The organism is Mycolicibacterium hippocampi, assembly GCF_010723735.1.
GTDB classification, from domain to species: Bacteria; Actinomycetota; Actinomycetes; order Mycobacteriales; family Mycobacteriaceae; genus Mycobacterium; species Mycobacterium hippocampi.
Window position 1 is genome coordinate 4,053,889 of record NZ_BLLB01000002.1, and the last position, 13,925, is coordinate 4,067,813.

Annotated in this window: 7 protein-coding genes; 4 read left to right on the forward strand and 3 right to left on the reverse strand. The window is 66.8% G+C overall.

What is annotated here, in order from left to right; translation table 11 throughout:
* The first annotated feature begins 10 nt into the window (after positions 1-10).
* The 3 genes from hpxO to G6N53_RS20615 are packed head-to-tail and all read left to right on the forward strand — an operon-like array spanning position 11 to position 4,733.
* Positions 11-1,177: an FAD-dependent urate hydroxylase HpxO gene (gene hpxO / locus G6N53_RS20605; protein WP_163891503.1), complete on the forward strand. Its 1,167-nt coding sequence runs from the start codon at positions 11-13 to the stop codon at positions 1,175-1,177.
* A 5-nt stretch (positions 1,178-1,182) separates the two neighbouring features.
* Entirely contained in the window at positions 1,183-2,016 is an 834-nt protein-coding gene (locus tag G6N53_RS20610) for an FAD binding domain-containing protein (RefSeq protein ID WP_163891505.1), read from the forward strand.
* Positions 2,013-4,733, forward strand: a complete 2,721-nt coding sequence (locus G6N53_RS20615) for a molybdopterin-dependent oxidoreductase (RefSeq protein ID WP_163891507.1) — start codon at positions 2,013-2,015, stop codon at positions 4,731-4,733. Before G6N53_RS20610 ends, G6N53_RS20615 begins: the two co-directional genes overlap by 4 nt.
* On the opposite strand, the gene G6N53_RS20620 is transcribed toward G6N53_RS20615, so the two are convergent.
* From G6N53_RS20620 to metH, 3 genes are all read right to left on the reverse strand, one after another.
* Positions 4,713-7,202, reverse strand: coding sequence for an ICP22 family protein (locus G6N53_RS20620; RefSeq protein WP_163891509.1), 2,490 nt, complete (start codon positions 7,200-7,202; stop codon positions 4,713-4,715). The genes G6N53_RS20615 and G6N53_RS20620 overlap by 21 nt on opposite strands.
* A gap of 360 nt (positions 7,203-7,562) precedes the next feature.
* A complete protein-coding gene (locus G6N53_RS20625; protein ID WP_163891511.1) occupies positions 7,563-8,804 on the reverse strand; it encodes an HNH endonuclease signature motif containing protein in 1,242 nt (413 codons plus the stop codon).
* A 51-nt stretch (positions 8,805-8,855) separates the two neighbouring features.
* On the reverse strand, positions 8,856-12,626 hold the full coding sequence (metH, locus tag G6N53_RS20630) for a methionine synthase (protein ID WP_163891513.1): 3,771 nt from the start codon (positions 12,624-12,626) through the stop codon (positions 8,856-8,858).
* A 390-nt stretch (positions 12,627-13,016) separates the two neighbouring features.
* Here metH and G6N53_RS20635 point away from each other — a divergent pair, with 390 nt between their 5' ends.
* The gene (locus tag G6N53_RS20635) at positions 13,017-13,895 is read left to right on the forward strand and encodes a PAC2 family protein (RefSeq protein ID WP_163891515.1); all 879 of its coding nucleotides are present in this window, start codon (positions 13,017-13,019) and stop codon (positions 13,893-13,895) included.
* Positions 13,896-13,925: the final 30 nt, after the last annotated feature.

Sequence of the window (13,925 nt, forward strand, 5' to 3'; positions counted from 1 at the left end):
CGGTCCAGTCGTGAAAGCAGTCATCATCGGGGCCGGAATGGGCGGCATGAGTGCGGCACTCGCCCTGCGGCAGATCGGAATCGACACCCGGGTCTACGAGCGGGTGACCGAGAACAAGCCCGTCGGTGCCGCGATCTCGGTGTGGTCCAACGGTGTCAAATGCCTGAACTACCTCGGCCTGGAGAGCCAGACCGCCGAACTCGGCGGAATCGTCGAGACGATGAGCTACCTCGAAGGCCACACCGGCCAGACCATGTGCCGGTTCTCGATGCAACCCCTGATCGACGAGGTCGGCCAGCGCCCCTACCCCATCGCCCGCGCCGAGTTGCAGTCGATGCTGATGCAGGCCTACGGGCTCGACGAGATCAACTTCGGCCACCGGATGGTCAGCGTGCACGACGGTCCGGATGCCGCGACGGCGACCTTCGCCGACGGCAGCACGGTGTCGGCGGACTTCGTCATCGGCGCCGACGGCGCCAGTTCGATCACCCGCGAATACGTGCTCGGCGGCCCCGTGACCCGGCGCTACGCCGGGTATGTGAACTTCAACGGCTTGGTCGACGCCGATGAATCGATCGGTCCCGCCACGGAGTGGACCACCTACGTGGGCGACGGCAAGCGGGTCTCGGTGATGCCCGTCGCCGGCGGACGGTTCTACTTCTTCTTCGACGTGGTCGAACCCCAAGGGTCGCCCTACGAGAAGGGCAGCGCGCGTGAGGTTCTGCGTGCACACTTCGCGGACTGGGCACCGGGGGTACGCACGCTGATCGACAAGCTGGACCCGGCCACCACCAACCGGGTCGAGATCCTCGACCTGGATCCGTTCTACACCTGGGTCAGGGGTCGTGTCGCAGTGCTCGGCGATGCCGCCCACAACACCACCCCCGACATCGGGCAGGGAGGCTGCTCGGCGATGGAGGACGCGGTGGCACTGCAGTGGGCGTTTCGGGATCATCCCGACGATGTGTCTGCGGCTCTGGCCGCCTACCAGCAGTCGCGGGCCGAACGGGCCGGCGATCTGGTGCTTCGGGCGCGTAAGCGATGTGACGTCACCCACGCCAAAGATCCGGAGAAGACCGCCGAATGGTACGCCGAGTTGCGAGAGGAGGACGGCACCAACATCATTCGCGGTATCGTCGGCAACATCGTGGGCGGGCCGTTGACCCCGGTCAGCTGACGTCCATGGACCTCAACACCGTGGAGACGATGACCGTCCCCGCCTGCCGCGGCGACCTGAGCCCGATCGGCCCCGAGGACGCGATCCTCGCCGGGGGTACCTGGTTGTTCTCCGAACCCCAGCCACACATCCGCCGGCTGGTCGACATCACCCGGCTCGGCTGGCGGCCGATCACCCTCGCCGACAACGGAATCGAACTCGCGGCAACATGCACGCTGAAAGAGGTGTCGCAGCTGACATCCCAGCTCGCCGCAGCGCGGCCCGAGTGGACGGCGGCGCCGTTGCTACATCAGTGCTGCACCGCCCTGCTCGCCTCGTTCAAGATCTGGGCGACGGCGACCATCGGCGGCAACATCTGCCTGTCGCTCCCGGCCGGTGCGATGATCTCGCTCACGTCGGCTCTCGACGCCGAGCTGACGATCTGGCGCGCTGACGGCACCGACCGCCGGCTACCGGTGACAGAGTTCGTCACCGGGGTGGCCACCAATGCCCTGGGCCCAGGGGACGTCCTGCGTTCGGTGTGGCTGCCCGCCGCCGCGCTGCGTGCGGCCACGGCCTACCGCCAGCTCGCGCCGTCCCCGCTGGGCCGCTCGGGAATCGTCGTCATCGGCAGGCGCGACACCGCCGCCGACGGTGGCAGGTTCGTGTTGTCGGTGACCGCAGCCACCGTGCGCCCCTACGTGTTCACCTTTCCCGCCATTCCCAGCGCCGCCGAGCTGACCACCGCACACCAGAGCATCGGCGAGGACGCCTGGACCCGGGACGCTCACGGCGACCCGGACTGGCGGCGCGCCGTGACCCTGGTGCTGGCCGAGCAGATCCGCCGGGAACTGGCATGAGCATCCGGGTGAACGGAGCTGAGGCGCAAGGTATTCCGGCAGCAGGTCAGTGTCTTCGCAGCTATCTGCGCGAGCACGGCCACTTCGAGGTGAAGAAGGGCTGCGACGCAGGTGACTGCGGCGCATGCTCGGTGCTGGTCGACGGCGAGGCGGTGCACTCGTGTGTGTTTCCCGCCTTGCGCGCCGACGGTCACGACGTCACCACCGTGGCGGGGCTGGGGACACCGACAGACCTGCATCCGCTGCAGCGCCGCTTCATCGAGGCCGGCGGCTTTCAGTGCGGGTTCTGCACGGCCGGCATGATCACCACTGCGGCAACGCTGTCCGAACAGCAGCTCACTGACCTGGAGCAGTCGCTGAAGGGCAACCTGTGCCGCTGCACCGGCTATCGTGCGATCACCGACGCGATCGACGGCAAGGCCAACATCGAGAAGTCCGGCGGAGTGGGCCGCTCCATCGGTGCGCCGGCCGCCATGCGCGTGGTGACGGGCACCGAGCAGTACACGATGGACTTCACCCCGCCCGGCTTGCTGCATCTGGCGGTGCTGACCAGCCCGGTGGCACACGCCCGGATCGTGGCGATAGACGTCGCCGCCGCCGAGGCGATCGGCGGGGTGCACCTCGTGCTGACACATCGCGACAGCCCCGACGTCGCGTTCTCCACCGCCCGCCACGAGAACCGTCTCGACGACCCCGACGACACCGTGGTGCTCGACGACACGGTGCGCTTCGTCGGACAACGGGTGGCCGCGGTGGTCGCCGACACTGCGGCTATCGCCGAAAAGGCCTGCCGGGCAATCGCGGTGGAGTACGAAGAGCTGCCGTCGGTGTTTGATCCGGACATCGCCCGTCGCCCTGGGGCGCCGCTGCTGCACGGCGAGAAGGGCCAGGACGCGCGGATCGCCGATGCGTCGCGCAACCTGGTCGCCGAGGTGCACGGCGGTGTCGGCGACATCGACGGAGGCGTCGCCATGGCCGTGGCCGGCGGTGGCACAGTGGTGCGGGAACGGTACACGACCCAACGCGTCCAGCACGTCCACCTGGAGACGCACGGCTGCACCGGATGGCGGGACGAGGACGGCCGGCTGGTGCTGTGCACCAGTTCGCAGGTGCCGTTTTTGGTCCGCGACGAACTGTGTCACGTGTTCGGTCTCGAGCGTGATCGTGTGCGGGTGTTCACCCGCCGGCTCGGCGGCGGCTTCGGCGGCAAACAGGAGATGCTGACCGAGGATCTCGTGACTTTGGCCGTGCTGCGGCTCGGCCGGCCGGTGCGTTATGAGTTCAGCCGCTCGGACCAGTTCACGATGGCGCCGTGCCGTCACCCCTACCGGATCGATGTCACCGCCGCGGCCGGCGCCGACGGGGTGCTGACCGCACTGGGCGTCGACGTGCTGATGGACGCGGGCGGATACGGAAACCACAGCGTCGGCGTGATGTTCCACGGGTGTGGTGAGACGTTGTCGGTGTACCGGTGTGCGAACAAGCGTGTCGACGCCGAGGCGGTCTACACCAACAACCTGCCCTCCGGCGCGTTCCGCGGTTACGGTCTGAGCCAGATGATCTTCGCGGTCGAGTCGGCGCTCGACGAGCTCGCCCACCGACTGGGCATCGATCCGTTCGAACTGAGACGACACAATGTGGTGGTGCCCGGAGACGAGTTCGTCGACTACCGGGTCGGTCACGACGATCTCGCCTTCGGCAGCTACGGTCTCGACCAGTGCCTCGACCTGGCGCAGCGGGCACTCGCCGACGGTGACGGCGTGACCGGACCGCCCGGATGGCCTGTGGGCGAAGGCGTGGCGGTCGCGATGATCGCCACGATCCCGCCGCACGGCCACTTCGCCGAAGCCTCGGTCGCCGTCACCCCGGACGGCGAGTTCCGGCTGTCGGTCGGCACCGCCGAGTTCGGCAACGGCACCACCACCGTGCACACACAGCTGGTGGCCACCGAGTTGAACACCACCCCCGACCGCGTCCGTATCCATCAGTCCGACACCGCGGCAACGGGTTACGACACCGGGGCGTTCGGTTCTGCGGGCACCGTGGTGGCCGGCCAGGCGGTGATGACCGCCTGCCGGAACCTGCGGGTCGCGATGGTCAAGGCTGCGGCTGAACTCACCGGCGCCGGCATGCACACCTGTAGCCTGACACCTCACGGTGTGCAGTGCGGAACCCGGCTGGTCGAGTTCGCCGAGCTGCCCGCGCTGGTGGGACACGGCCGCCACGACGGGACGCCGCGTTCGGTTGCGTTCAACGTGCAGGGATTCCGGGTCGCGGTCAACTCCGAGACCGGCGAGGTGCGCATTCTGCGATCGGTGCAGGCGGTCGACGCCGGCGCGGTGATCAACCCCGAGCAGTGCCGGGGGCAGGTCGAAGGCGGTGTGGCCCAGGCGATCGGCGCGGCGCTCTACGAACAGGTCCTGACCGGGCCCGACGGAACCGTGCTGACCCAGGCGCTGCGGGACTACCACATCCCGCAACTGGCCGACGTGCCCGTCACCGAGGTGTTGTTCGCCGACACCTACGACCAGATCGGGCCGCTGGGCGCGAAGTCGATGAGCGAATCGCCCTACAATCCCGTCGCCCCGGCACTGGCCAACGCGATCGCGCGGGCCTGCGGCGCCCGGCTGCGGGACCTGCCGATGACCCCCGCACGGGTGTGGCGAGCGCTGAGCGCCGTTCCGGCGCAGAGCTACTCAGAGATTCGTGGGCGGTGAGAAGCTCGTGACTATGGTGGCGAAACCGCCGCCTTCGAGCGCGACGGTGTTGGCCACATATCCGGTCCCGTCGGTGCTGAAGGTCGGTAGGTTGTAGGTTCCCAACTGCGAATATTCGAGATCGGCGACCTTTTGCGCGCCGGTTGCCGTCAGCGCATATACACCGGATCCGGCCGGGCTCCGGTCGGTGAGGTAAGCAGTGCCGTCAGGGCCGAAAGCCAGTACCTCGATGTCGCGGAGGGTGACGTGGCGGAGGGCGGGGTTGGTCACACCGCTCGGCGGGATGACGGTGTCACCGGCTGCATCGAATCCCAGGACGTCGATGTCGTAGGCGGCGGGCGTGCCCACAAGTAGGTAGCCGATCCCGTCCGGGCCGAACACGACATCGGCGGCCTGGAGGAACGCTACGCCGGGCACTATCGACGTGTAGGTGTCGGTGGACAGCGCGAGTATCTGCCGTGAGACATAGTTCCCGCTCGGTTCCCGGTACTCCACCAGCTCGTAGGCCGCACCGTCGGGCCCGAAGAACACCGTGCCTCCGGTCGCGCCTTCGGGGAGTTCGATCGTCCGGACGACGGTCGCATCCGGGCCCAGCACTGCCACGTATTCGGTGCCGTTCACGGTGTAGTTGACGTAGCCGAGATTCTCAGCAGATTGCGACCTGCCACCGCGGACGTTTCTGTCGCGCACCACGAGCGTGCCGGGCAAGAGGACGGTGTTGACGTTGCCGTCAGTGTCGACGACAGCGACGGGCGTGTTGTCCAAGGTGGGATCGGCGATCGGCGCGTAGGCGGTGCCGTCCGGGCCCAGCTGGAAACCTGCGATGCGACCGTCGATCACATCCGAGGTGGCGATGGAGTTCGCGGTGATTCTGGAGATGTAGGTCCGCGTGCCGTCGTCGCTGTCACCGTCGAAGGTGAACGTCTCCAGACCGAAACCGTCGGCTGTCATCACGGTGTCTCCGGGCAGTCCGACGATCGAGCGCACCGTGCGCGAGGCACCGTCGACGGTGTACACGCGAGTTGATTGGGTGCCGAAGAGACCGGTCACACCGGCTGTCACATAGGCGGTTCCATCCTCGTCCACGAGCGGGTCGCTCGGATCGGAGCCGAAGGGCAGGAAAGTCGCTCTCGTCCAGCCGTTGGAGTCGATCGTGCGAAACGTGGAGAAACCGAACCCAGAGGACACCAGGTGCGCAGTTCCGTCCGGTGCCACTTCGAAGTCGGTGTCATACGAATACGACCGGACGAAGTTGTTCGCCGAGATTCGAACGAATCGGTATTCGATCGGATCTGCCAGGGGCGAGAAGGGGACGATCTCGGTTCTGAAGTACAGCGCGCCGTCCGAGCCGACCGTCAGGGGTGTGTCCGTCACGCCGATGAGGGTGGCAACCCTGCTGACTTTGCCTTCGCTGTCGACCGCCGAGATGATCGTGTTCGTGCGGCGATTGGTGGTGGTCACCACGATCAGCGTGCCGTCAGGTCGCATTGCGGCCCGCCCGTACGGGGCGCTGACTCCCCGGATTTCGTCGCTGGTGGCGATGACCTGTCCGTCGCTATCGAGAATGCTGACCTGAGTGGTCGACCCGCCGGAAGTGACTTGATAAAGCGTGCCGTCGGGCCCGATGACCGGAGACTGGTAGGCGGTTCCCGGGATCGGCGACGATGTCGCGCCGGCCTGCACCTCGCCGGTCGCTTGCACAGCGCTCGCGGTGGTGGCAGTGGTATTCGCCTCGGCGATGCGCTCAGCGAGGGGACGCCAAACCGATGCCAACAGTGTCAGCAGCAGCGGAGACGCGTCGGGAGCTGCTGGCTCGTCACTGGTCGATGAGAGGTTGCCCGGCGCGGACAGCGACTTCAGTGCCGTCGCCGGCGCAGGGGTCTGCTCCGCGGGCTCTGCCGTGGCGAGGTCGTCGGCATCGGCGGTCGGCGACTCGGCCGCTGGGGGCGAGGCAGGTGTTGCTGTGTCACCGGTGTTGGTGGCGTCCGGCGGAGAACCATCCTCTTCAGGGACTACGTTTTCGGCTTCAGGTTCGTCCTTCGCGGCTCGCTTTTCAATTCCGGACCGCCGCCGATCAGTCGGCTCCACAGGATCAGAAGCCGACGTTTCGGCCTCCGCCTCGGTGGCTTCGTCGTCCGGTTGCGTGTCGTCCGTTTCTGCGTCGTCTGATTCGGCCTCATCCGATTCGGCGTCGTCCGTTTCTGATTCGGCGTCGTCCGTTTCGGCGTCGGAGTCAGCGGCCGTCGACGTGCCTGCTCCCGCAGCGTCGCGCGATTTTGTCGGACGCGACGGCTTGTCTCCGGCCTTCGCCTCCCCGCGCGAACTACCGGCATCACTGTCCGACGCACTGGCCGAACTCGAGCCCTCGGGTTGCGCCCACGCCACCCCCGGCATCGCCACTACCGCGGAACCGATACCCAGCGCGACAGCCAACGCGCCTACCCGGCCGACATGCTTCTCCCACACCATCACAGACCTCCACGTTGAGTTGCACAGCAACCGTATGCCGCACACCCTGCCGAGGGAATCGGGGATATCCCTTACCTTTGGCCCGGTCGGTGCGGCGGCCTGCGGGCTGTCCTCTCAGGAAAGATAGCTCGTGCCCCACGGTTGCGGCGGAACTTGGCTCGAATGCCTTGAGATCAGCCATTTTTGACGCTGGCGTCGAAAATCTTGCCTCCGCTACCCGTGCACATGGCAACTCGTCGCGCCACGAAGCCACAGCGGGATAGAGGTGCCGCGGTTAGCTTGGCCAGATCCCATCAGCCCGCGGTCCAGCGAACAAAACTGATGGGCGGACGACTGAGCCGAGGACGTCGATGTGCCCGACTAGTTGGTGGTTGGTGGTGGTGGTTGGTAGGGGGTGTACCACTTCCATTGGGCGCGTTCGCCGGTCGGTCCGCGGTAGGGGGCGACGGCCGGTGGTGGTGTGGTGGGTGGTCGGGCCAAGGATCCCGAACTGAGTTCCTGGCCTTCGTTGTCGGTGACCCTGAGGCGGTGCGCAGGCCCGGTGAGGGTGATCCCACCCAGATGATGCAGCCGATGGTGGTACGGGCAAAGCAAAACCAGATTGTCCAGTTCGGTGGGGCCGCCGTCTTCCCAGTGCCGCAGATGATGGGCGTGCAATCCTCGGGTGGCGCCGCAGCCGGGAACCACGCAGCAGCGGTCCCGATGCTCCAACGCCCGCCGCAGCCGCCGGTTGACCGTCCGGGTCGCCCGCCCGGCGCCGATCACCCGGCCGTGGCGTTCGAACCACACCTCACACGTCGCATCACACAACATCGAGCGACGCTCACTGTCGGACAACAGCGGCCCCAGGTGCAGTGACGCCACCTGCTGGTCGACGTCGAGGTGGGCGATCACAGTGGTGCGTTGCCCGTGCGGGCGGCGCGCCACCTCGCTGTCCCAGCCGGCTTCGACGACACTCATGAACGCATCCACGGTGCTCGGCAACGGCGGCGCCTGATCCGACACCCGCTCGCCGGTGTCGTGGTCGTGTCGCCACGCGGTGACCAGCGCCTCGAGATGGGAGGCCAGCGCGGCGTCGACGACCGCCGCCTCAGCATGCGGCAGCCGGATCCGGTAGGTGGCGTGGGTGTCGTCACCGGTCTTGATGACCGACCGCTCCGGCTCGGGTTGGGGTTCGGGTTCGGGTTCGGGGCGGGGTGCTGCTTTGAGGGCGGTGTGCAGTTGGGTGACCGTCGCCGACTCGGCCAGCTGCGCGTAATGGGCGTCGGAACCCGCGGCGGCGCGCCCGGCGATCACCCCGACCTGATCCAGCGACAACCGCCCCTCGCGCAACCCCTGGGTGCAGCGCGGAAACTCCTCAAGCCGCCCGGCGACGGTGGTGATGGTGTGCGCGTTGGTCGGTGAGGTGCCCAGTTTCCAGGCCACCAACCCGGCCACCGAACGGGCCCCGGTCATACCGCAGAGTTCGTCGCGGTCGATCTCGGCGACGATCTCCACGATCCGCCCATCGATCGCGTTACGCTGCCCCGCCAACTCCGCCAACTCGGCGAACAACACCTCAAGACGCTCCTTGGGAGCCAAAGAAGTTGCCGCCGAAGACATGCCACCATCATCACAGAGGGGTACGACAGATCTCGGAACTGCGGAGCGGGCTCAGTCCTCCGGGTTGTAGCCGAGGTTGGGGGCCAGCCAGCGCTCGGCCTCCTTCAGCGTCCAACCTTTGCGCTTGGCGTAGTCGGCGACCTGGTCCTGACTGATCCGGCCGACCACGAAGTACTGGGACTGCGGGTGTGAGAAGTACCAGCCGCTGACTGCGGCGCCGGGCCACATCGCCATCGACTCGGTCAGCTCGATGCCGGCCCGATCCTTGACGTCCATCAACTCCCAGAGCGTGGCCTTCTCGGTGTGTTCCGGGCAGGCCGGATACCCAGGGGCAGGTCGGATTCCGCGGTACTTCTCACCGATGAGCGCCTCATTGTCCAGCTGCTCGTCCGGCTGATATCCCCAGAACTCCTTGCGGACCCGCTGGTGCATCCGTTCGGCGAACGCTTCTGCCAGCCGGTCGGCGAGCGATTCCAGCAGGATCGCGTTGTAGTCGTCGTTGGCCGCTTTGAACTCCGCGATCCTGTCTCCGATGCCGAGCCCGGTGGTGACCGCGAACGCGCCGACGTAGTCGGCCAGACCGGTGTCTTTGGGCGCGATGTAGTCACCGAGGCTCCGGTTCGGGATGCCGTCCCGGTGCTGGCCCTGCTGGCGCAGATTGTGCAACGTGGTCAGAACCTCGGTACGGGTCTCGTCGGTGTAGACCTCGACGTCATCGCCGACGGCGTTGGCGGGGAAGAACCCGATCACCCCGTTGGCGGTGAGCCACTTCTCCTTGATCAGGGTGTCGAGCATCGCCTGGGCGTCGTCGTACAGCTTGCGGGCGGTCTCCCCCGAGACCGGGTTGTTGAGGATGTCGGGGAAGCGCCCCTTCATCTCCCAGGCGTTGAAAAACGGCTGCCAGTCGATGTATTCGCGAAGCTCGGCGAAGTCGTAGTCCTGGAACTCACGCACGCCGAGGCCCTGCGCGGGCACCGGCGGGGTGTAGCCGTCCCACTCGACCGGCGTCCGGTTTGCCCGGGCCTTCTCCAACGTCAGCATGGGGCGCTCGTTCTTCTGAGCATGCCGTTCACGCAGCGATGCGTAATCCTTCTCGGTCGCCTCCAGCAGGGAACCCCGCTGCTTCTCGTCGAGCAGTGCCGCAGCGACCGGTACCGAACGGGACGCATCCTTGACCCAGACCACCGGACCGCTGCGACGCGGCGACACCTTCACGGCGGTGTGCGCCCGCGAGGTGGTGGCGCCACCGATCAGCAGCGGGATCTCCAAACCCTGACGTTCCATCTCGACTGCGAAGTTGACCATCTCGTCCAGCGACGGGGTGATCAGGCCGGAAAGCCCGATGATGTCGGCGTTGTGTTCTTTCGCCGCGTCCAGGATCTTCTGGGCGGGAACCATCACACCCAGGTCGATCACCTCGAAGTTGTTGCACTGCAAGACGACCCCGACGATGTTCTTGCCGATGTCGTGGACGTCGCCCTTGACCGTCGCCATGATGATGGTGCCGTTGGTGTCCTTGGACCCGGTCGTACCCGCCTGCGCCTTCTCCGCCTCGATGTACGGCAGCAGGTACGCGACGGCCTTCTTCATCACCCGGGCCGACTTCACAACCTGGGGCAGGAACATCTTGCCCGCGCCGAAGAGATCGCCGACGACGTTCATGCCGTCCATCAGCGGACCCTCGATCACCTCGATCGGACGTCCACCGGCGGCGGCGATCTCGGCCCGCAGCTCCTCGGTGTCGTCGTCGACGTTGGCGTCGATTCCCTTGACCAGGGCGTGGGTGATCCGCTCACGAATCGGGAGGCTGCGCCACTCCGCGGCGGCTTTTTCGTCGCCTTCACCCGAGTTCTTCGTGTTGTACCGTTCCGCGATCTCCAGCAGCCGTTCGGCCGCGTCCTCGCGACGGTTGAGCACGACGTCCTCGATCCGGTCCCGCAGTTCGGGTTCGATCGAGTCGTAGGGCACCAGAGCACCCGCGTTGACGATTCCCATGTCCAGGCCGGCTTTGATGGCGTGGTACAGGAACACCGCGTGGATCGCCTCACGGACGGGGTTGTTGCCCCGGAACGAGAACGACACGTTCGAGATGCCGCCGGAGATGTGCACCCCGGGCAGGTTCTCCTTGATCCAGGCGCAGGCCTCGATGAAGTCGATCCCGTACGTCGCGTGCTCCTCGATACCGGTGGCCAGCGCGAAGCAGTTGGGGTCGAAGATGATGTCCTCGGCAGGGAAGCCGACCTCTTCGGTCAGGATCCGGTAGGCACGCCCGCAGATCTCCTTGCGGCGTTCCAGGTTGTCGGCCTGTCCCTGCTCGTCGAAGGCCATCACGACGACGGCGGCGCCGTACTTGCGGCACAGCCGGGCTTCCCGGATGAACTTCTCCTCGCCCTCCTTCATGGAGATCGAGTTGACGATCGGCTTGCCCTGCACGTTCTTCAGGCCCGCCTCGATGACCTCCCACTTGGAGGAGTCGATCATCACCGGGACGCGGCTGATGTCCGGCTCGGCGGCGATCAGCTTGGTGAATCGGTCCATCGCGGCGACGCCGTCGATCATGCCCTCGTCCATGTTGACGTCGATGACCTGCGCACCGACCTCGACCTGCTGCAGCGCGACCGACAGGGCGGTGTCGTAGTCCTCGGCCTTGATCAGGTTGCGGAACCGGGCGGAGCCGGTGATGTTGGTGCGTTCACCGATGTTGACGAACAGCGAGTCGCCGGTGATGTTGAGCGGCTCCAGACCGGACAGCCGGGTGGCCACCGGGATCTCCGGTAGCTCGCGCGGCGGTTTGCCCTCGACGACCTTGGCGATCTCGGCGATGTGCGGCGGGGCAGTGCCGCAGCACCCACCGACGAGGTTCACCAGGCCGGCCTCGGCGAACTCGGCGATGTAGGAGGCCTGGGCCTCCGGGGACTCGTCGTACTCGCCGAAGGCATTGGGCAGGCCCGCGTTCGGATAGCAGGAGACGAAGGTGTCGGCGATCCGCGCCATCTCGGCGATGTAGGGCCTCATCTCCGGCGCGCCGAGTGCGCAGTTGAGGCCGACCGCGATCGGCTTCACGTGCCTGATCGCGTTCCAGAATGCTTCGGTGACCTGGCCGGACAACGTCCGCCCGGACGCGTCGGTGATGGTGCCCGAGATTATCACCGGCCAGCGGCGTCCCCGCTCCTCGAACAGCGTCTCGATGGCGAACACCGCCGCCTTGGCGTTCAGCGAGTCGAAGATCGTCTCGACGAGGATGATGTCGGAACCACCGTCGACCAGGCCGTTGGCAGCTTCGAGGTAGGCGGCGACCAGCTGGTCGTAAGAGACGTTGCGGGCTCCGGGGTCGTTGACGTCCGGCGAGATCGACGCAGTGCGCGTCGTCGGCCCGAGGGTGCCCGCGACGTAGCGCGGCTTTTCCGGGGTGCTGAACTCGTCGCAGGCCGCGCGCGCCAGGGCAGCACCGGCATAGTTCAGCTCATAGCTGAGCTCCGCCATGTCGTAGTCGGAGAGCGAGATGGCGTTCGCGTTGAAGGTGTTGGTCTCCAGGATGTCGGCGCCCGCCTCGAGGTACTCGCGGTGGATACCTTCGATGATCTGCGGTTGAGTCAGGTTGAGCAGGTCGTTGTTGCCCTGCAGATCGCTCGGCCAGTCCTTGAACCGCTCGCCCCGGTAGCCGGCCTCGTCGGGGCGGTCCCTCTGGATCGCCGTGCCCATCGCGCCGTCGATCACGACGATCCGCTGGCGCAGCGCCGCCGACAGTTCGTCGGTGCAGTCGGGCCGGACATTCCCAACCAAGGTGGCCGACTCGGCAATGTTCTGCTCTGCGGCGTTCACAGTGCACTCCTTCCATGACGGAAGGCGTCCTTGACTCTGCCGAGCGTGGCGGATGCGGGCTCAGTGCCCGGACCCGTTGCAACGCCTCTCGACCTCAGGAAGTCTACTTCGTCAGTCGATCGACTTCTGGACGCCCAATTCGTCCCTGTCGCCAATGTCATCGGCAAATGTCGTCGTCCCTCGGTTAACCAGAGTGCAGCCGAACGTATTTCATCTCGTCCGCGGCGGTGCCTGCAGCAGGGTTCCCGTGGCGCGATCGTTTGCGACGGTCACACAGCCAGGGTAGTGGTGCACCCGGCCCGGCGTTCGCCCGAGTGGCGCCTCCACCCCCCGCACCCGGGCGCGGGTCGATGCGCGTCATCCTGCCCATTCAGGGCTTACGCTGGGCTGGTGACCCCCTCGGATTTCAGCGGTCCGAAGCGATCCGACCTGCCCGATCTGCGCGACACGATCATCGTCGCGGCTTTCGAGGGTTGGAATGACGCCGGTGACGCGGCCAGCGATGCGCTGCAGCACCTGGATGCCATCTGGGAGGCCGACACCCTCGTGGAGATCGATGACGAGGCCTACTACGACTACCAGGTCAACAGGCCCGTGATCCGCCAGCTGGACGGCGTGACCAGGGAACTGGTCTGGCCGTCGATGCGGATCTCGCACTGCCGGCCGCCGGGCAGCGACCGCGACATCGTGCTGATGCACGGCGTGGAACCCAACATGCGGTGGCGCACGTTCTGTGCGGAGTTGTTGGCCATCGCCGACAAGCTCAACGTGCAGACGGTGGTGATCCTGGGCGCACTGCTGGCAGACACGCCCCACACCAGGCCGGTACCGGTGTCCGGCGCGGCCTACTCGGCGGATTCCGCCAAGACGTTCGGGCTGGAAGAGACCCGCTACGAGGGGCCGACCGGGATCGCCGGCGTGTTCCAGGACGCCTGCGTGCAGGCGGGGATCCCGGCAGTGACGTTCTGGGCCGCGGTCCCGCATTACGTATCCCAGCCGCCGAACCCGAAGGCGACGGTGGCGCTGCTGCGCCGCGTCGAGGACGTCCTAGATGTCGAGGTACCGCTGGCAGATCTGCCCGCCCAGGCCGAGGAGTGGGAGCAGGCGGTCACCGAGATGACCTCCGAGGACGACGAGATCGCGGAGTACGTCCAGTCGCTGGAAGAACGAGGCGACGCCGAGGTGGACATGAACGAGGCTCTGGGCAAGATCGACGGGGATGCGCTGGCGGCGGAGTTCGAGCGCTACCTGCGCCGCCGCGGGCGGTAGCCCGCAATCCGGCACCAGCGGGCGGTAGCC

Excerpts from the sequence above, each read along its gene's own strand:
- G6N53_RS20610 (WP_163891505.1), top strand. The coding sequence starts at position 1,183 with ATGGACCTCAACACCGTGGAGACGATGACCGTCCCCGCCTGCCGCGGC.
- G6N53_RS20615 (WP_163891507.1), top strand. The coding sequence starts at position 2,013 with ATGAGCATCCGGGTGAACGGAGCTGAGGCGCAAGGTATTCCGGCAGCA.
- G6N53_RS20620 (WP_163891509.1), bottom strand. The coding sequence starts at position 7,202 with ATGGTGTGGGAGAAGCATGTCGGCCGGGTAGGCGCGTTGGCTGTCGCG.
- G6N53_RS20625 (WP_163891511.1), bottom strand. The coding sequence starts at position 8,804 with ATGTCTTCGGCGGCAACTTCTTTGGCTCCCAAGGAGCGTCTTGAGGTG.